Annotated in this window: 10 protein-coding genes; 6 read left to right on the top strand and 4 right to left on the bottom strand. The window is 49.6% G+C overall.

Annotation, left to right across the window (positions count from 1 at the left end; genetic code table 11):
• Nucleotides 1-931: 931 nt before the first annotated feature.
• The 4 genes from EOO50_RS10545 to EOO50_RS10560 all read right to left on the bottom strand — a co-directional run bounded on the left by EOO50_RS10545 (nt 932) and on the right by EOO50_RS10560 (nt 10996).
• A complete protein-coding gene (locus tag EOO50_RS10545; RefSeq protein WP_290839916.1) occupies nt 932-7243 on the bottom strand; it encodes a MopE-related protein in 6312 nt (2103 codons plus the stop codon).
• A gap of 377 nt (nt 7244-7620) precedes the next feature.
• A complete protein-coding gene (locus tag EOO50_RS10550) occupies nt 7621-8730 on the bottom strand; it encodes an AraC family transcriptional regulator (protein ID WP_290839917.1) in 1110 nt (369 codons plus the stop codon).
• The gene (locus EOO50_RS10555; RefSeq protein ID WP_290839921.1) at nt 8727-9845 is read right to left on the bottom strand and encodes an AraC family transcriptional regulator; all 1119 of its coding nucleotides are present in this window, start codon (nt 9843-9845) and stop codon (nt 8727-8729) included. Before EOO50_RS10555 ends, EOO50_RS10550 begins: the two co-directional genes overlap by 4 nt.
• Nucleotides 9842-10996 (bottom strand): helix-turn-helix transcriptional regulator, encoded by a 1155-nt coding sequence (locus EOO50_RS10560; protein ID WP_290839923.1) that lies wholly within the window; start codon nt 10994-10996, stop codon nt 9842-9844. The genes EOO50_RS10555 and EOO50_RS10560 overlap by 4 nt, the downstream gene beginning before the upstream one ends.
• A gap of 388 nt (nt 10997-11384) precedes the next feature.
• On the opposite strand from EOO50_RS10560, the gene tgt reads away from it, so the two are divergent.
• The 6 genes from tgt (at nt 11385) to EOO50_RS10590 (ending at nt 19126) form a co-directional block, all read left to right on the top strand.
• A complete protein-coding gene (gene tgt, locus EOO50_RS10565) occupies nt 11385-12515 on the top strand; it encodes a tRNA guanosine(34) transglycosylase Tgt (RefSeq protein WP_290839924.1) in 1131 nt (376 codons plus the stop codon).
• Between the two features lie 241 nt (nt 12516-12756).
• Nucleotides 12757-13842: an LptF/LptG family permease gene (locus tag EOO50_RS10570; RefSeq protein ID WP_290839925.1), complete on the top strand. Its 1086-nt coding sequence runs from the start codon at nt 12757-12759 to the stop codon at nt 13840-13842.
• Nucleotides 13829-14707, top strand: coding sequence for a DMT family transporter (locus EOO50_RS10575; protein ID WP_290839927.1), 879 nt, complete (start codon nt 13829-13831; stop codon nt 14705-14707). Before EOO50_RS10570 ends, EOO50_RS10575 begins: the two co-directional genes overlap by 14 nt.
• A gap of 179 nt (nt 14708-14886) precedes the next feature.
• Nucleotides 14887-15840, top strand: a complete 954-nt coding sequence (locus EOO50_RS10580) for an acetyl-CoA carboxylase carboxyltransferase subunit alpha (RefSeq protein ID WP_290839929.1) — start codon at nt 14887-14889, stop codon at nt 15838-15840.
• A gap of 143 nt (nt 15841-15983) precedes the next feature.
• Nucleotides 15984-17525 (top strand): replicative DNA helicase, encoded by a 1542-nt coding sequence (gene dnaB / locus EOO50_RS10585; protein WP_290839931.1) that lies wholly within the window; start codon nt 15984-15986, stop codon nt 17523-17525.
• A 338-nt stretch (nt 17526-17863) separates the two neighbouring features.
• Nucleotides 17864-19126, top strand: a complete 1263-nt coding sequence (locus EOO50_RS10590; protein ID WP_290840012.1) for an asparagine synthetase B — start codon at nt 17864-17866, stop codon at nt 19124-19126.
• Nucleotides 19127-19176 lie beyond the last annotated feature (50 nt).

A 19176-nucleotide genomic window follows, 5' to 3' on the forward strand; every position in this document is an offset into this window, starting at 1 on the left:
GTTTTGCGACGAAGGCACGAAGATTTTTTTACAGTTAAGATAGTTGAGAATAGTTAAGACATTCGTTTGGATGATTGGACGTTAGGTTTGGTTGTTTTGCGATGAAGGCACGAAGATTTTTTTACAGTTAAGATAGTTGAGAATAGTTAAGGCATTCGTTTGGATGATTGGACGTTAGGTTTAATTGTTTTGCGACGAAGGCACTATGATTTTTTTACAGTTAAGATAGTTGAGAGTAGTTAAGGCATTCGTTTGGATGATTGGACGTTAGGTTTGGTTGTTTTGCGACGAAGGCACGAAGATTTTTTTAAGGTTAAGATAGTTGAGAATAGTTAAGGCATTCGTTTGGATGATAGGACGTTAGGTTTGGTTGATCCTGCGACGAAGGCACGAAGATTTTTTTACAGTTAAGATAGTTGAGAGTAGTTAAGGCATTCGTTTGAAGGTTTGGTGTTTGGTCGATTTTGGGATGAAGGCACGACGGTGAAGAAATTGGTTTTAAGGTAGATTTTTTTTGTGCGACGCGTCGGCGTAAAAGAAAAGCCCGCGCAAGATTGCGAGAGCCTTTCAACCACAAATAAAACTTTGTTTCCTAAAAATATTTGGCAGTGTAAAAATATGCGGTCGCGAAAAATCGGGTGTGCCGAATGTTGAGAATAACAAGAATCGGTACATCGAGAAATCAAAAAATCCCGCTGTATGTGCGGGATTTCCTGTTTCGATCGATGATTTAATTGATTTGTGATTTGTGATTGCAGATTGATGATTTGTAGTAAAGAAGAGAAACTTCCGAAATTGTTACAGTGAAGGTGAAATTTTTTAGCGCAGCTTGCACGTCGCTTTGTTCCGGGACGAACTCGTTGTCCGACCCTACAAAAAAAAAGACCGTCAACTTACTGACGGCCTTTCTCCAAAAAAATCAATATGAGGTTTAGCGTTTTATCACGCGCAATGTTTTGACGGTCGCGCCCTGCGTAACGATAATGTTGTAAACGCCCGATGGATAGCGATCTCCGAACTGTTGCATTTCAATGACATCGGCTGAGATTTCACGCTCATCAACCAATTTTCCGATCATGTCGAACACTTTCACGTTGACGTTCCTGTCGCTCGATGATTCCATGTCGAGCGCGAAAGTCTCGGCGTATGGATTCGGATAAGCGACGATCTTGAATGGCGTTTGCGGCTCTTCGTCAAGACCTGGAATCGTTCTTGACATTCCCGGAGCGGTAATCGTACACGCACTTCCAAAGATCGACCAAGTTCCCGTCGTCATCAACGCGACTCTCACGCTGTATGTCGCGCCCGGCTGGTAGCCTGAAACCTGGTTGAAGTTGAAATAATATGTCGGCCTATCCAGAATCGTAACGATCGAATTGGTAGTGTTCGTGAGTTCGAATCGATACATCGTCACGCGGTTCGTGCTCGTCGTAAGTACGAAGGTATTCGCGCTGGCGATCGTCGCGCCGCAATTGACGAGCGTCGGAATTGGAGCCGTCGAAACATTACAAGGCGAACCATAAGGCCCGAAACTTCCCGTTGTTTTGACGGCGACTTCAATCGCGTAAGTCGTTCCGTACGTGTACGTCGACAACATCGTCAAGGCGAACCAATGTACTTGACGGTCGAGCACCTGGACTTGGTTCGGCGCCGTCGCATCGGTCAGGTTCGTGATTCGGAAGCGATAACCCGTGACGCCCGCAACGCTGTTCGTCGCGAACAATGTGGCGAGATTCGAAACCGTGATGCCGCATTGGCTCGGGATGACCTGAGCGCCGCCGGCTCCTGAAATCGCCGGTGAAGTCACGTTACAGGCCGGTCCGTAAACGCCTTGCCAGACACCGCTGATCTGGAGTTCGACCGATACCGAATACGTCGTCGAGAAGTCGTACGAGGCGAGCATCATCAAACTGAAATTCGGAACCGTGCGGACGATCGTCTGCACTTGTGACGTCGCCGTATTCTCGACCCTGAACCGATAAGACGTCGCGTTCGGAACTGAAACCGCCCCGATCAATGAATTCATCGTGGCCAACGTGGAACCGCAGTTCGCCGGCAAGATCGTGGTCGTGATTCCGGTCGTGCCTTCGTCGCCGTTTCCGTTGCAATTGTTGTCGATGCCGTCGCCCTGGATTTCGGTCGCGCCCGGATTTATCCCGTCGTTCGAATCGTTGCAATCACCGTCTACGACCGCGAAACCGTTCGGAGCCGTGTTCGCGTCGGCAGCGCAAAGTTGTTGGGACGAACCGGTTCCGTAACCGTCGCCGTCGGCATCCACGAAGAATCCGAAAGTCGCGTTCACGAGCGGATCGGTGTTGTTGCAATCGGTGTTGTTGGTCGAATAACCGGCAGGCGCGGTCGTCGCATTGATCGCGCAAACCTGGAATGCTTCGGGACCGCCGAATCCGTCATTGTCCAAATCGAGGTAGAATGAATAGGTGCTGAACAACGTTTCATCGGTATCGTCGCAGTCAGGATCTAAAGTCGTTTCGATGTAACCCGCCGGAATCGTTGTTCCATAGCAAACCGTTTCCTGACCCGCGCCATAACCGTCGCCGTCAGCATCGATGAAAAGTGACGCATTCTGCCAAACCGTTGAAAGTTGGTCGTTGCAGTCGGTGTTGTTCAATGAATATCCTGTCGGTGCGATCGTTGGATTCGCGGCACAGACGAGTTCCGATGTCGTGCTTCCGAAACCATCGCCGTCCGCATCGACAAAATAATTATAGCCTTGGAAGACCGTTTCGTCGGTGTCGTCGCAATCGGTTCCTGCGCTTTCATCTATGTAACCATCGGGAACCGTTTCCCCGAAGCAAAGCAAGACCTGGCCCGCGTCATATCCGTCGCCGTCGGCATCGATGTAATACAGACTTGTTTGATAAGCTTGGTCGTCGGTGTCGTCGCAATCGTCGTCGTTGGTCGAATATCCGGCAGGAGCAACCGTCGGATTCGCGGCACAAACGAGTTGCGAGGTCGTGCTTCCGTAGGAATCGCCGTCGGCATCCACGAAATAATCATAACCTTGGAATACGTTTTCGTCATCGTCGTCACAATCGCTTCCGAGTGTCGTTTCGGCGTAACCTGTCGGCACTGAAGTTCCGCGGCAAACGGTTTGTTGTCCGTCGTCGTAGCCATCGCCGTCGTTGTCGACATATAGAAATTCGGATTCCCAAATGGTGTTGTCGAGATCGTTGCAATCGGTGTTGACCGACGAATATCCGGCTGGCGGCACATCGGCGCACACCAACGATTGTTCGACGCCTCCGTAGGTGTCAAGATCCGTATCGACGTAGAAAAACGTCCCTTCGAAAACGGCTGGATTGTCGTCGTCGCAGTCAGGACCTGAAGTCGTTTCGATGTAACCCGCCGGCGTCGAAGTTCCGTAGCAGACGCTTTCCTGCCCGCCGTCGTAACCATCGCCATCGGCATCGGCGTAGAATGTGCCGGTTTGCCAGATGGTTTCATCGGTGTCGTCGCAATCCGATCCGTTGAGTGAATAACCTGTTGGCGGATCGTTCGGCCCTGAAGCGGGAACGTTCACGAGATTTCCGGCTCCGAAACCGTCGCCGTCGGCATCAACATAAAAAGGGAAACTCGTGGTCACGTTCACGACAACTGCCAAACGCGTGCTTTCGCAACTGTTCAGGGTTTGCGTGACATAATAGGTTCCTGAAGTAATCGAAGTTCCCGATGTCAACGCCGTTCCTCCGATCGCGTTCGCATACCATTGAATCGCAGTTCCCGTGGCCGTCAAGTTCGCAACGGTCGCGGCGCTCACGAAGTTTTGAGGCGACGTCGCGGTCGGTTGAGGCGTAACGTTTACCGTTACCTGGACCGGAACGCGCTCGCTTTCGAATCCATCGACGGTTTGGGTTGCATAATACGAACCCGACGCGAGTAAAGTTCCCGCGGCCAAAGGCGAACCTCCGATCGCGTTCGCATACCATTGGATATTTTCTCCGTCGGCGACAAGATTGGAAACCGTCGCTCCTTGACAGAACGTCTGCGGTTCGGCGGTTGGCGGAGCGGCTGCGATTTCAGTTACCGTCAACACGATTTTATTGTTGTCCTGGCATGCGACGCTGAACGTGAAAAGCAAGCCGTTGTAAATGCTCGTGGTTTCAGACTGGAGCGAGCAAGTTGTGATTGTGCCGCCGGCAACCGTTGCTATTACGAACGAGTTTCCGATGGCGGGAGTGAAGCCCAGATTAACTTCGACCGAACCGTTCGTGACCGAATTTCCCGTGATCGCCAAAACATCGAACTGCCCCGCATTCAGGCCGTTGAGGTCGACCGCGATTTTAGAAGAAGTCGATGATTTGTAGCCGTTCGTGACTGATAACGTTCCCGGAGTTCCGCCCGGAGCGAAAGTTCCGTCGTTCGTGAAAGAGGCGAATAGGTTCAGGTTTAGGGTTCCGTTTCCTCGGATCGTTCCGTCAACCGTGTTGTTCAAAGGCGCCTGGACCGACATCGTTCCGTTGATGTCGAAAATGCCGCTGTTGGTCGTCGTCGCCCATAATGATGTCGAACCTGATGGCTTCGTGACCAATCCGAAGTTGTTGAAGATATGGTTCGTTCCGCCGCTGTAGGTGATGTCGCCCGAATTTATCGTAACGGTTCCCGAAGCGAGGTTGTTGAAGATTCCATCGGTGATGTAAAACTGCCCGCCGTTCATCGCAATTGACGAAGCGTTGTTGAGTACCGAATTGTTGTATAAATATCTCGAACCTCCCGACATGGCGACCGGGCTGGCGAAAGTGAGCGTGCCGCCGTTGAGCGTTCCATCGGTCCATGAAACCGGATTCGATCCGCCGAAATTGAACGTGGCAGCCGGGTCGGCCGTTACCGCGCCTGACCAAAGAAAAGTTCCGTTCTGTGTTCCCGTGAGCGTCCCGCTGAGTTTGATGTTGTTGGCCAAACTCAAAATTCCCGTTCCCGATGTATTGTAAATGCCACCATCGAACCAGATGCTACTTACCATAGTTTGGAACGTGCCATCTTCTACCGACATCGTTCCTGTGTTGTGCAACGATGCGTAACATGAGGAAATACCGGCTCCGGTTTTGCGCAAAAGCCCGAAGTTGTTCGCGAAATGGTTCGAACCGCCGCTGTAACTAAGAGTGCCTGAACCTTGAAGTTCCCAGGTTGCGCCGGCTTGGTTGTTCAGCGTGCCGTCGGTGATGTAAAACTGGCCGTTGTCTTTTTGTACGACCGATCCATTGTTGTTGAGCACGCTGTTGTTGTACATGTATTTCGAGGCGCCTGTGGTAAGGTCCAAGGTTGTCGCGACGTTGAGCGTGCCGCCTCCCGCAAGTGCGCCGTCGGTCCAGTTCACGGGATTCGCGCCCGTCAATGCCAATGTCGCGTTGTTCGACGTCACGGTCGATGTCCAGTTGAAGGATCCGTTGTTGGTTCCGGTCAATGTTCCTGAAAGGTTTACCGTAGAACTTAATCGGATCGTAGCGTCGGCCATAGTGTTGTAAACGCCTCCGTTTAACTCGGTTGCCGCGTTGTTGAAAAGGATAACTCCCGTCTGGGCTTCGATTGTGCCGTCGTTGATCGTGCGCGCCGTAAGTGTCGAATTGCCGGTGCTGATACTTTTGCGAACGAGTCCGTGATTCGTAAAATCGTGCACGCTGCCGCCGCTGTAGGAAATCGTGGCGTCGGTGAGTAAGTTGATCGTTCCTGACGTTTCGTTGAGGAAGTTTCCGTCGGTGATGTAAAATGCACCGTTTCCGTTATAGTCGATCGTTCCCGTATTTCGCAAAATCGAATTGTTATATATGTACCGACTGCCTGCCGTACTGATGTTCATCGCGTTCGTATTGTGGAATGTTCCTCCGCCTTGCAACGCGCCGTCGTTCCAGGTGAATCCTGAAGTGCCTGAAAAATTAAGCGTCGCCGTTACGCTCGGGGCGATCGTCATCGTGCTGTTTACGTTGAAAGCGCCCGAAAGCGTTCCTGAAAAGGCGCCGCTCAAATTCACGTTGTTGTTCGTGTTGAAGGCCGCGCCGGTGAATACGTTGTATGTTCCGCCGTTGAGCTGGATGTCGGCATTCGTCATGGAAAGGCTTCCCGTTTCGACCCGGATCGTTCCCGAATTGATGAGTTGGGCCGTCATGTTGTTGTTGCCCGTTCCGCCCGTTTTCTTGATCAGGCCTTGGTTGATGAGTTGGTGGTTCGAACCTCCTGAATAGCTGAACGTCATGTTGTCGACCTGAAAATCGATCGTGCCGCTGCTTTGGTTGATGATCGGTCCGTCGACGATATACATGGCGCCGCCACCTGATATCGTAATCGTTCCTGAGTTGGTCAGTGTCGTATTGGCGTTTATGTATTTGCTGCCCGACGTCGGGAAATATAACGTCGAAGCGTTCGTTAAAATTCCTGATCCGCTGAGCGTTCCGTCGTTCCAGTTCATGTTCGATGCGCCCGCCGAGAAATTGAACGTGGCCGTCGTCGGTACAAAAATATTATTATTCCAGTTGATCGCGCCCGCGACATTCCCCGTGAAAATCCCCGAAAGGTTGATGTTCGTATTCCAGTTCAAGCTTGCGCCCGATGAAATATTGTACGTTCCGCCGTTGAAAGTCGAGGTCAAGCCTTGTACGGTGACGGCGCCCGTTTCGATCTGCACAGTTCCCGAAGGCTGGTTTTGGAAAACGCTCGAAAACGTGAACGCCGCGCCTGCCGTTTTCCTGAAAAGTCCCGTGTTGTTGAACAGGTGCGTCGAACCGCCGACGTAGCTCATGGTTCCCGACGATTGGACGTCAAAAGTCCCCGTGTTGTTGATCGTTCCGTCAGAAAAATACGTGACGCCGCTTCCCGTGACGTTCATCGTGCCCGAGTTGTTGATCACGATATTGGATTGCAGGTATCGGCTGCCTGAAGTCGCTAAGTTGAATAATCCCGAAGCCGCAATTGTTGTCGCTCCCGCAATCGCTCCGTCATTCCAGTTGAACGTCGTGCCTGACGAGAATGTCGATGCGGCCGCTAAATTCAATGTGTTTACGAGCGTCACATTCGCGTTGCCTTGAAGCGTCAATGAGTTTATCGAAGCCGCGACGTTTATCGTCATCGTGCTTCCCGTTGGAACGATGACGTCGTCAGTTGCGGTCGGAATTCCTACCGGCGTCCAGTTGTCGGCGACGTTCCAGTTGTTGTTGGTCGATCCGTCCCAGGTTTTTTGGCCGTAGGACGCAAACGACATGGCGATTGCCAGCAATAATAAAATTCGTTTCATAAAATAAAGATTGGTGAGTTAAAAGATTGGTTTGCCTGAAAGTTTTGCTGGCTCACGAATCGCTGTAGTACGATGACAGTTTTCCTGCCGAACGGAGAAAATTCATCCCGTCCAAAACACGATTTTTCATAATTTGTGGTTTTGAGCTTCAGGACGTGAAGTTGGGTAGAAGAGGCAGGTTAAAATTATCTTAACAAAAAATCAGCAACGTTCAGATTATTGCGGAAACGCAAAAAACAGGACGTATTTGTGATGACAATATTTGGCACACCCCGAATTTGCAGGATTTACAGAAATGAGTAAAATGGTACATCGGCGCCGAACACGGTTGTCGGTACGGCGGATTTTTCGGAATGCGTAGTGGAAAATTGTCTGCTCTAAAGATTTTTTCGGAACTCCGATGGCGTTTCCCCCGTTATTTTCCGGAACGCGTTATTGAACGAACTCTTCGAAGAAAAACCTGCTTCGAGCCCGATCGCGATCAACGTATAATTCGAGAAATCGGGATTCGCGAGATAGGATTTGGCTTCGTCGACGCGCAGTTGGTTCAGGTAATCGGGGAAACTGGTCTTGAGTTCCGAATTGATGATGCGCGACAAATGGCTTTTGCTCAATCCCAATTTTTCAGACACCGAATCGAGCGAAAGATTCTGGTCGAGGAAGAGTTTTTGACCTGAAACCAATTCTTTGAAAGCCGACGCGTGGTCGTTTCTGGGCGTAGTCGTGATGGAATGTGAAGTTTCCATGGCGAACGAACGGAGTTTTTTGCGTTCCTCGCGGATGCCGTATTTGTAGATTCCGATGTGGCCGAGCCAGTAGATCAAGATCGCCAATCCGATCCAAAACGGATAGAACAGCGAGATCGCCGATTCGTCTTCCAAGAAGAACAACACCAAAAGGTACATCCACAGGATCGCGAGCAGCCAAAGGAAAATCAGGATCGCCTTTAGCCATTTGAGCCCGATGACGACTTTGTTCACGTCGAAATCACTGTGCTGTTTCTCGAACTTTATGATTTTCGCGAGCAAGACGATGTCGACGACCATGTTCATCAGGATCGGGACGACCTCGTCGATGACGGCGTAATACAAATATGCGTCGTCGAAAAACTTCTCGCGTACATTAAAAAAATCGCTGATCCGGTCAGCGCAGATCCATGCGAAACTCAACGCGAACGGCAGATACATCCAGCGCACTTTTTTGGAAAGCGGTTTTTCGTTCAGGAAACTCAATCCGAACTGCAAAAGGAAAGGCGCGACCAGTGCGGCCCACGGCACATAGATGAAACGTGTGAAAACCTCGCGCGAGACAACGTTCGTGTCGTCGAGGTAATATTGAAGATTGCTCATCGAAAAACACAAGATCATCAAAACCAGGAAAGTCGTCGTGCGATTTCGGTATTTGGGCGACGAAAACACGATGCCGCAAAAAATGAGACCTTGGACGACGCCCGCGAGAATGATGCTGTTGACGACGTTGAAGTTCATTCTCGCACCGATTTTCTATATTCTGACGGCGTCATGCCCGTATTTTTCCGGAATGCCGTATTGAAACTCGTCTTCGATGCGAATCCCGCTTCAAGCCCGATCGCGACCAAGGTGTAATTCTCGAATTCGGGATCGTTGAGGTAGCGTTTCGCCTCGTCGGTGCGCAAATTATTGATGTATTCGGGAAAACCGGTCTGCCACGACGCGTTCACGATGCGCGACAGATGGCTTTTGCTCATGCCGAGTTCGTCGGCCAAAGAATCGAGCGTCAAATTTGGGTCGAGATACCGTTTTTGCGACAGTATGAGGTTTTCGACTTCAAAGATGCGATCGCTTTTAGGTTTGGCGATCGGCGCTGCGATCTGTTCGATCACGTGGTTGCGAATGCGTTGGCGTTCCTCCCGGATCCCGTATTTGTAGATGCCGACGTGTCCGAGCCAATAAACCATGATCGACATTGCGAGCCACAGCGGATAATAATACGACAGTGGCAGTTCGGGCCCGATGGTATTTAAAATCGTGATGTACATCCAAAGAATCGAAATCGCGAACAACCCGAACAGCGTGATCTTGAACCATTTCGTGCCGACTTTGACCGTCGTGCCGTCAAAAGTGCTGTGGTCTTTCTCGAATTCAAACACCGACATGAGCAAGAACACCGTGATCGCGCCGTTTAATGTGAATCCGACCATTTCGTTCATCGCGTAGAAAATGTCGAACGTGTCGTCGAAAAATGTGTCGTCCCAGCTGAAAATCACGAAAATCCGGATGATTCCCATCCAAAGCATGCTCAGTGAAAACGGAAGGAAAAACGAGTAATGCCGTTTGGAGAACTTTATGTCGGGATACAAAAAACTCAATCCGAAAAACAGAAAAAGCGGCGTGACCAACGTTCCCCAAGGCACGAACACCCAAGTCGTGAACTGCGCCCAGTCGAGAACGCCCGAATCGAGTAGGAAATACTGCAGGTTGCTCAACGAGAAACAAAGTATCATCGCACCCAAAAACATCGTGGCGCGATGCCTGTATTTTTTGGTCGACAGCACGACGGCCCCGAACACCAAACCTTGTGCGACTCCCGCGAGAATTAGGCTATTGTAGATGTTGAGGTTCACGCAACCGGTTTTTCAAGTTGGCGAATCGGGATGATCTTGCTTTGGTTTTTGAATTCCGAAGGCGTGAAACCCGTGACTTTTTTGAACGTGCTGTTGAACGTGGTTTTCGACGCGAATCCCGCTTCGAGCCCGATCGCGACCAATGTGTAGTTCGAGAAATCCGGATGCAGAAGATAGATTTTGGCTTCCTCCACGCGCAGCGCGTTTATGTAATCGGGGAAACCCGTCTTGAGTTCGCTGTTGATCATTCGCGACAGGTGGCTTTTGCTGATCTTCAGTTCGTCGGCGGCTTTGTCGAGCGTCAAGGTCGAATCGAGGAAGCGCTTTTGGTCGATCATCAAAAATTCGAAGGCCGCGACGTGTTCGTTTCGTTGTCTTTCATACACGGGAAGCGATGTCTGGTCGAGCGTAAACGTGCGCATTTTTTTGCGTTCTTCCATGACACCGAATTTGTAGATTCCGATGTGACCGAGCCAATAGATCATCACCGAAATCGCGATCCAGATCACGTACCAAAGGTCTTGGGATGCGCCGCCCACAAACGTCATGAACGTGATGTACAGCCAAACGAAACTCAGGAAAAAGAATACGATCAGGATGTTTTTAAACCAGCCGAGCTCAGGCCGCACTTTCGATAAATTGAATGTCGCGGCATCGTGTTTTTTTACTTTACGGATTTCCCAAAGCAGCCAAAGCACGATGATCTGGTCAAACGGAATCGCGAAAAATTCCATCACGCCGAGCATCAACCGGCAAATCTCGGAAAGTTCTTTCGTGGCACTGCCGCTCACATACATGATTTTGTAGTAGAGCGAAAGCGCGAAAATCAGCGCGAATGGTAGAAATAGGAGGAAAGTCCGCTTCTTGATTTTTGCCGTCGGACGCATGAGTTTTATTCCGTACAGCAGTAAAAGCGGCCCGGTGAGCAATTGGTATGGCATGAACATGATCCCGAAGAGTTGGTCGGACGTGATGAGTCTGACTTCAGACAAGTAATATTGTAGATTGTTCAGCGAAAAAAATGCGATCAGCGCGCCCAAAACCAAAGTAGGAGCGAAGCGGTATTTTTTCGAGAACGCCACGACGGCACCAAAAATCAGCCCTTGAATGATGCCCGCGAGAATGATGCTGTTGTAAATATTGAAATCCAAATCCTTGGTGGTTTTGACTCAAATATATGAATTCCAGCAAACTGCAATGTTAAGGATTGCATTTTGAGGATGAATGGCAGGAAATTTCGTTGAAGTGCAATTCGTGTACGGTTTGTTGGTAAGAGATGAAACAAAAAGAGTAAAATTGAAGCTTTAAGATAGTCGGGTGCATCAAACGGGTCACTGCAATCGCGTCTGGTTTTTGATTTGACGATTGTTCTTAGGCTGTCGATTTTGTTTTCCTGTGCAGATAAGCGTACCGAACGCAGCAGAAGTATTAGAATTAAATCGAGCGATAAAATCGGCCAATCCCACTAATGTTAAATAATCCACTAATAACACCACGCCAAAACGCCAAAAAATTATCTTTGCGCAGTAATTGCCGAACATGACTTTTGATCTATTAGCCAAAGACCCGCAAACCAAGGCGCGAGCGGGCAAACTCACTACCGACCACGGTGTTATCGAAACGCCGATTTTTATGCCCGTCGGAACCGTCGCATCCGTAAAAGGCGTGCACCAGCGCGAGCTTAAGAACGACATCAATCCCGATATCATTCTCGGAAATACCTATCACCTGTATTTGCGTCCGCAAACGCACATACTCGAACAGGCCGGCGGTTTGCACAAATTCATGAATTGGGACCGCAATATCTTGACCGATTCGGGCGGATACCAGGTCTATTCGTTGTCGGCCAACCGCAAGATCAAGGAAGAAGGCGTGAAGTTCAAGTCGCATATCGACGGTTCGTACCACGTGTTTACGCCCGAAAATGTGATGGAAATCCAACGCACGATCGGCGCCGACATCATCATGGCGTTCGACGAATGTACGCCGTATCCCTGCGATTACCGCTACGCCCAGCGTTCGATGCACATGACGCACCGTTGGCTCGACCGCTGCATTTCCCACCTCGATAAATTGCCGTTCAAATACGGTTACGAGCAGGCGTTTTTCCCGATCGTACAAGGAAGTACATATAAAGACTTACGCCAGCAATCGGCGGAATATATTGCAAATTCGGGACAGGTCGGGAATGCGATCGGAGGGTTGTCTGTCGGAGAACCTGCCGAGGAAATGTACGCGATGACCGAAGTCGTGACCGCGATCTTACCTGAAGATAAACCGCGTTATCTGATGGGCGTCGGAACTCCGATAAACATTCTCGAAAACATCGCGCTCGGCATCGACATGTTCGATTGCGTGATGCCAACGAGAAACGCGCGAAACGGAATGTTGTTCACCTCGCAGGGAACGATCAACATCAAGAACCGCAAATGGGCCGACGATTTTTCCCCGCTTGACGAAATGGGCCACACGTTCGTGGACACCGAATATACCAAAGCATATCTGCGCCATCTTTTCGTGGCCGACGAATACCTCGGGAAACAAATCGCGACGATCCACAACCTCGGGTTTTACATGTGGTTGGTTCGGGAAGCGAGAAACCGTATTTTAGCGGGAGATTTTAGGCAATGGAAGGAGAAGATGGTGAAACAGATGGACTGTAGATTGTAGATTGTAGACGAATGACGAATGACGAATGACGAACGACGAAGGACTTTGGACAAAAGAATAACGATAAGCAACTTTAGTCTAAAAGTCGATCACCGAAGGTCAAGTGCGGACGTTCGTATTTTTTGGATTGTAGTAAAAATTGGTTTAAACCGCGATAGCAATATATGTCAACAGGAAAACAAAACGGTAATTTTAACGCGATAGCCTGTCCTTCAGTCATTCGTCTTTGGTCATTCGTCTAATGAAAATAATCGATCTCTACATCCTAAAACGTTACCTCGCGACTTTTGCCGTGATGTTGCTCATGTTTATCCCGATCGGGATCGTGATCGACGTGAGCGAAAAGGTCAACAAGATGATCGAGAACAAGATCCCGTTTCTCGAGATCGCGTTGTATTATTTGAACTTCACGATTTACTTCGCGAATTTGCTGTTCCCGATTTTCCTGTTTTTGTCGGTGATCTGGTTTACGTCGAAATTGGCGAACAACACTGAGATCATTGCGATCTTGAGTTCGGGGATTTCGTTCACGCGATTTTTGCGTCCGTACATCGTGGGAGCGACAATCGTTTCGATCATCGTGCTTTTGGCCGGATTCTTCATCGTTCCCAAAGCGAGCCAAGGTTTTAACGACTTCCGATACGAATACCTCAAAGGCGGCGGAAAAGAAAAGATGCGCAAGAATACCGACGTGTTCCGACAAATCAACGACGACGTCTTCATCCACGTCGCCAACTTCAACCAAAATTCCAAAATGGCTTTCGATTTTACGCTTGAAAAGTTCGACAAGAACAAGAAACTCGAGTATAAAATCACTGCGAGCCGCATCAAATACAACGTCAGGAAGAAGAATTACACCATGTTCAACTATACGCGTCGAAACGTGGGCGAACTTGGCGACCGGATCAAATCGGCCGAGAAAAAAGACACGGTCTTCAGTTTCGATTTCGAGGAATTGACACCGACGGTCTACGTAGCCGAAACGCTTACTTTGGGCGAACTCAACGACTTCATCGCGAAGGAACGCAAACGCGGATCGGGCAATATCGATACGTATCTGGTCGTGCTTTACAAGAAATACAGCTTGCCGGTTTCGGCGTTCATCCTGACGATCATCGCGGTTTCAGTGTCGTCGATGAAGCGTCGCGGCGGAATGGGAATGAACCTCGCGATCGGGATTTTGATTGCGTTCGCGTTCGTTTTCTTCGACAAGATCTTCGGGACATTGGCTGAAAAATCGAGCATCCCGCCGTTTCTCGCGGTTTGGCTTCCGAACTTCATTTTCGGTATTTTAGCGGTTTATTTACTGCGAAATGCCAAACGCTAACCTCAAAAGTTATTTGAATCTTCATCTGATCGTTTTCATTTGGGGATTCACGGGCGTGCTCGGCGAACTGATTTCGATCGGCGGAACGGATTTGGTCTGGTACCGCATGTTGCTCGCGTCGGTTTTCCTTTTCGCGTATCTCGTCGTTACGAGACAACCCTTTATTTTACCGTGGAAAGTCGTGCTGCGGCTCACTTTCGTCGGATTGTTGATTGCAATCCATTGGGTGTTGTTCTTCACGGCAATCAAGGTCTCGAATGTTTCCATTACGCTTGCGATGTTTTCCATGGGCGCATTTTTCGCGGCCGTGCTCGAACCGTTTTTCTACGATCGCAAGATGCTTTGGTACGAGGTCTTGTTCGGACTCGTCATCATCGCGGCTTTGTGCCTGATTTTGAATGTGGAATTTCGGTATTTTACGGGAATGGTTTTGGCGCTGACGTCGGTGTTCTTCGGCGTGATCTTCACATTGCTGAACGGCAAACTCACAAAGGAACACAACCCGACGGTCATTACGCTTTATGAATTCGTCTCGGGCTTTTTGTTCGTGACAGTTTATCTCGCGATCAATAATTCCTTTACGCCCGATTTCTTTAAACTTTCGGGAAACGATTGGCTTCTTTTACTTTTGCTCGCTTCGGTCTGCACGGCATATGCGTTCACGGCTTCGGTTGAAATCATGCGCCGACTAACGCCCTACACGGTCATGCTCACCACGAATCTCGAACCGGTTTACGGCATCGTGATGGCCTGGTTCATCATCGGCGAAACCGAACGCATGAGTACGCCGTTTTACTTTGGCGCGGCGTTGATTATTGCGGTCGTGGTTTTGAATGGGATTGTGAAGCAGCGGACGAGAAGTTGAGGTTTGTTCATTTGTTCAATTGTTCATTTGATTTTTGTCTTCCGTTGAATGTGTTCACTGCGTATTATTATTTGTCAATGACAAAATTTGACTCAAATGAACAAATGAACAAAACTCAAATGAACAAAAAACAACAACAATTCCTATCTTTGCCCCTCAACTAAACTAAAAACGCCAGCATGGAATATTTAGATTTTGAGCTTCCCATCAAGGAACTCGAGGATCAGTTAGACAAATGCCAGATCATCGGGCAGGAATCCAACGTCGACGTGACGAACACCTGCAAGCAGATCGAAAAGAAACTGGAAGAAACCAAGAAAAAAATATACAAGAACCTTACGGCTTGGCAGCGCGTGCAATTGTCACGACATCCGAACCGCCCGTATACGATGGATTACGTGCGTGCATTGTGCGGCGAAACGTTCCTCGAATTGTTCGGCGACCGAAGCTTTAAGGACGACAAGGCCATGATCGGCGGTCTCGGGAAAATCGGCGACCAGTCGTTCATGATCATCGGACAACAAAAAGGCTACAACACCAAAACGCGTCAATACCGCAACTTCGGAATGGCGAATCCTGAAGGCTACCGCAAGGCATTGCGCCTCATGAAAATGGCCGAAAAGTTCAACATTCCCGTAGTCTCATTCATCGACACGCCCGGAGCATATCCCGGATTGGAAGCCGAGGAACGCGGACAAGGCGAAGCGATCGCACGCAATATTTTTGAAATGATCCGACTAAAAGTTCCCGTAATCGCGATCATCGTAGGTGAAGGCGCGTCGGGCGGAGCACTCGGAATCGGCGTAGGAGACAAAGTGTTCATGATGGAAAATACATGGTATTCGGTGATTTCTCCCGAATCGTGTTCCTCGATCCTTTGGAAAAGCTGGGATTTCAAGGAACAGGCGGCCGAAGCGTTGAAATTGACTTCGACCGACATGAAGAAACAAAACCTCGTCGACGACGTAATCCCCGAACCACTCGGAGGCGCGCACTACGACAGGGAAACCGCATTCAAAACGGTGCAGGAATACATCCTTAAAGGTTACAATGAACTCAAAGATTTATCAACAGAGAAATTGGTAGCCAAAAGAATGGACAAATACAGCAAAATGGGCGAGTTCAAGGAGTAAACGACTTGAAAGACGATATCAAATCCGAAGCCCTGTGGTTTCGGATTTTTTTTGCGTTATAAACAATAAAAAACGACTTATCAACATTGGCTACTGTATAACTCCGGTACGCCAAACGTATAAAATTAGCTTACTTTCGCCACATGGAAAATTTCCGAAATATAAGCCCTGTCAAAGTCGATAAAACGACGATTATCAACCTCGAGAAAGGCAAGCTCCCGCCACAGGCCATCGAGCTTGAGGAAGCGGTTTTGGGTGCGATGATGATTGACAAGAAAGGTGTCGACGAAGTAATCGACATCCTCGCCGCCGACGCGTTCTACAAAGACGCGCACAAGCACATTTTCGAGGCTATTTTCCAGTTATTCACCGATTCCCAGCCCATCGACTTATTAACGGTTTCGACCCAACTCAAAAAGAGCGCGAAACTCGAGTTGGCCGGCGGGGATTTTTACCTGATCCAACTCACGCAAAAGATCTCGTCGTCGGCTCACATCGAGTTCCACTCGCGCATCATTCTGCAGAAATACATCCAACGAAGCCTGATCCGGATCTCGTCGGAAATCATCGAGGAATCGTACGATGAAACCACCGACGTCTTCGATTTGCTCGACAAGGCCGAATCGCGCCTGTACGAAGTCACGCAGGGAAACATCAAACGTTCGTCGGAAACCGCGCAAAGTTTGGTGATCCAGGCCAAGAAACGCATCGAGGAAATCGCGAACAAGGAAGGGCTTTCAGGAGTCGCGACGGGTTTCGAAAAACTCGACAAAGTGACTTCCGGTTGGCAACCATCGGATCTTATCATTATCGCGGCTCGTCCGGGTATGGGTAAGACCGCGTTCGTACTTTCGATGGCGCGCAACATGGCGATCGACTTCGGACATCCCGTGGCGCTGTTCTCGCTCGAGATGTCGTCGGTGCAGCTCATTACGCGTCTGATTTCGAGTGAAACCGGATTGTCGTCGGAAAAACTGCGTACCGGAAAGCTCGAAAAACACGAATGGGAACAGCTTTCGACCAAGGTAAAAGACCTCGAGAAAGCGCCTTTATACATTGACGACACGCCTTCGCTTTCTATCTTCGATTTGCGTGCGAAGTCGCGTCGTTTGGCGTCCCAATACGGAATCAAGATGATCATCGTCGATTACCTCCAGCTCATGACGGCCGGCGGAAATGGCAAAGGCGGCGGAAACCGCGAACAGGAAATCTCGACCATTTCGCGTAACCTTAAAGCGCTCGCGAAGGAACTCGGTGTTCCCGTGATCGCACTCTCGCAGTTGTCGCGTGCCGTGGAAACGCGTGGTTCGAGCAAGCGTCCGTTGCTGTCGGATCTTCGTGAATCGGGAGCGATCGAGCAGGATGCCGACATCGTGTCGTTCATTTACCGACCCGAATATTACAAGATCGAGGAATGGGACGACGACGAACATTCACCCACTGAAGGCCAGGCCGAATTCATCATCGCCAAACACCGTAACGGGTCGCTTGAAAACATTCGACTCAAGTTCATCGGAAACCTCGGTAAATTTGACAACCTTGAAGATTATGGCGGCGGTTTCGGGGAATTCTCTTCGAAGATGAACGAGGACATGCCGTTCTCTCCTAAGAGCTTGCCGTCGGCGAATGAGGCGTTTGGGAGCAGTTCGAATTCGTTTGACGACGATAGTGACGTTCCGTTTTAGACACGCTGCGCTTTGGACACGCTTCGCTCTTGGACACGCTTCGCTTTGGATACGCTGCGCTTTGGACGCGCGTCGCTTTGGACACGCTTCGCTTTGGACACGCTGTGCTTTGGACGCGCTTCGCTTTGGATTCGGTTTCGGCAAGAATATTGTCCCGTTTTTTTTTGGCGGGATTTTTAATGCGTTCGATTTTTATATTTTCCGATTGACTTGGAATTCTTATGACCTATCAATGCAAATCCGAAGCGCTTGTCCACAGCCCGCAGGGCGTGTCCAAAGCTAAGCGTGTCTGTAGCGCAGCGTGTCGAATTTGTTTATCTTTGAAAAAAATGCTCCAAATGTCCGTGCGCAAATTTCTACTCATTTTTCTCCTGATACTATCGGCAACGGCCAAAGCCAATTTCATCCTGCTCCCAATGGATGAAACCACGCAGCAAAACCATTTAAAAGCATACGGGATTACGTATTGGTGTCTCGATAAACAGTACAAAGCGAGTTGGCTGCTCAATTACCGCGGCGGTTCGTTTTTGTTGCCCGACGCGCCCGAGATCCGAAAGGAATGCCAGATCCGCGGCGTGAGTTTCGAAGTGTTGAGCGATTCCCAGGCCAATGCCATTTTAGATGAAATTTCTAGTCCGTCGCAGAACATGGAAACCGTCGTACTTGAAAAAGCGCCCAAAATTGCCGTCTACACGCCAAAAGGAAAGCAACCTTGGGACGACGCCGTGACATTGGTTTTGAAATTCGCCGAAATCCCTTATGTCGAAATCTACGACGAGGAAGTCATGAGCGACCAACTTTTGCTGTACGATTGGCTGCATTTGCACCACGAGGATTTCACGGGACAATACGGGAAATTCTACGGCATGTACCGCAACGCGCCTTGGTATATCGAAGAAAAGAAAAACGCCGAGGCGCTCGCAGCAAAACTCAGTTTCAATAAAGTTTCCGAGGAAAAATTAGCCGTCGCCAAAAAAGTCCGCGATTTCGTGATCGGCGGCGGGTTCATGTTCGCGATGTGTTCGGCCACCGACAGTTTCGACATTGCGCTCGCGGCTGAGGGCATCGACATCTGCGAACCCATGTTCGACGGGGACGCGAGCGACGCCAACTACCAATCCAAACTCGACTACACGAGATCATTCGCATTCAAGGATTTTACGCTCGAAAGACGGCCGGAACGCTACGAATTCTCTGACATCGACATGACTGAAAAACGTCGGATCCCATTCGAAAAAGATTATTTCACGCTCATGGATTTCTCGGCGAAATGGGACGTCATCCCAAGCATGCTGTGCCAAAATCACACCCAGTTGGTCAAGGGTTTCATGGGCCAGACGACGTCGTTCGAGCGCGAATTGGTGAAGTCGAACGTTCTCGTTCTCGGCGAGAGCCAGATCAATGGAGAGGCGCGCTACATCCACGGCCAGAAAGGCAAAGGCATGTTCACTTTCTACGGCGGCCACGATCCTGAAGATTATCAACACCGCGTGGGCGACGAACCAACAGTTCTCGACTTACACCCGAATTCACCGGGTTATCGCCTGATCCTCAACAACGTTTTGTTTCCTGCGGCCCGCAAGAAAAAACAAAAAACCTGATTTGTTTTTGGGCGGCGATTCGCGCTGTCCGCTTTTAGTCCTCGCATACA

Source organism: Flavobacterium sp. (assembly GCF_004211145.1).
Classification (GTDB): domain Bacteria; phylum Bacteroidota; class Bacteroidia; order Flavobacteriales; family Flavobacteriaceae; genus Flavobacterium.

Coding starts and splice junctions, on each gene's coding strand:
- EOO50_RS10545 (WP_290839916.1), bottom strand. CDS start 7,243: ATGAAACGAATTTTATTATTGCTGGCAATCGCCATGTCGTTTGCGTCC.
- EOO50_RS10550 (WP_290839917.1), bottom strand. CDS start 8,730: ATGAACTTCAACGTCGTCAACAGCATCATTCTCGCGGGCGTCGTCCAA.
- tgt (WP_290839924.1), top strand. CDS start 11,385: ATGACTTTTGATCTATTAGCCAAAGACCCGCAAACCAAGGCGCGAGCG.
- EOO50_RS10570 (WP_290839925.1), top strand. CDS start 12,757: ATGAAAATAATCGATCTCTACATCCTAAAACGTTACCTCGCGACTTTT.
- EOO50_RS10575 (WP_290839927.1), top strand. CDS start 13,829: ATGCCAAACGCTAACCTCAAAAGTTATTTGAATCTTCATCTGATCGTT.
- EOO50_RS10580 (WP_290839929.1), top strand. CDS start 14,887: ATGGAATATTTAGATTTTGAGCTTCCCATCAAGGAACTCGAGGATCAG.
- dnaB (WP_290839931.1), top strand. CDS start 15,984: ATGGAAAATTTCCGAAATATAAGCCCTGTCAAAGTCGATAAAACGACG.
- EOO50_RS10590 (WP_290840012.1), top strand. CDS start 17,864: ATGTCCGTGCGCAAATTTCTACTCATTTTTCTCCTGATACTATCGGCA.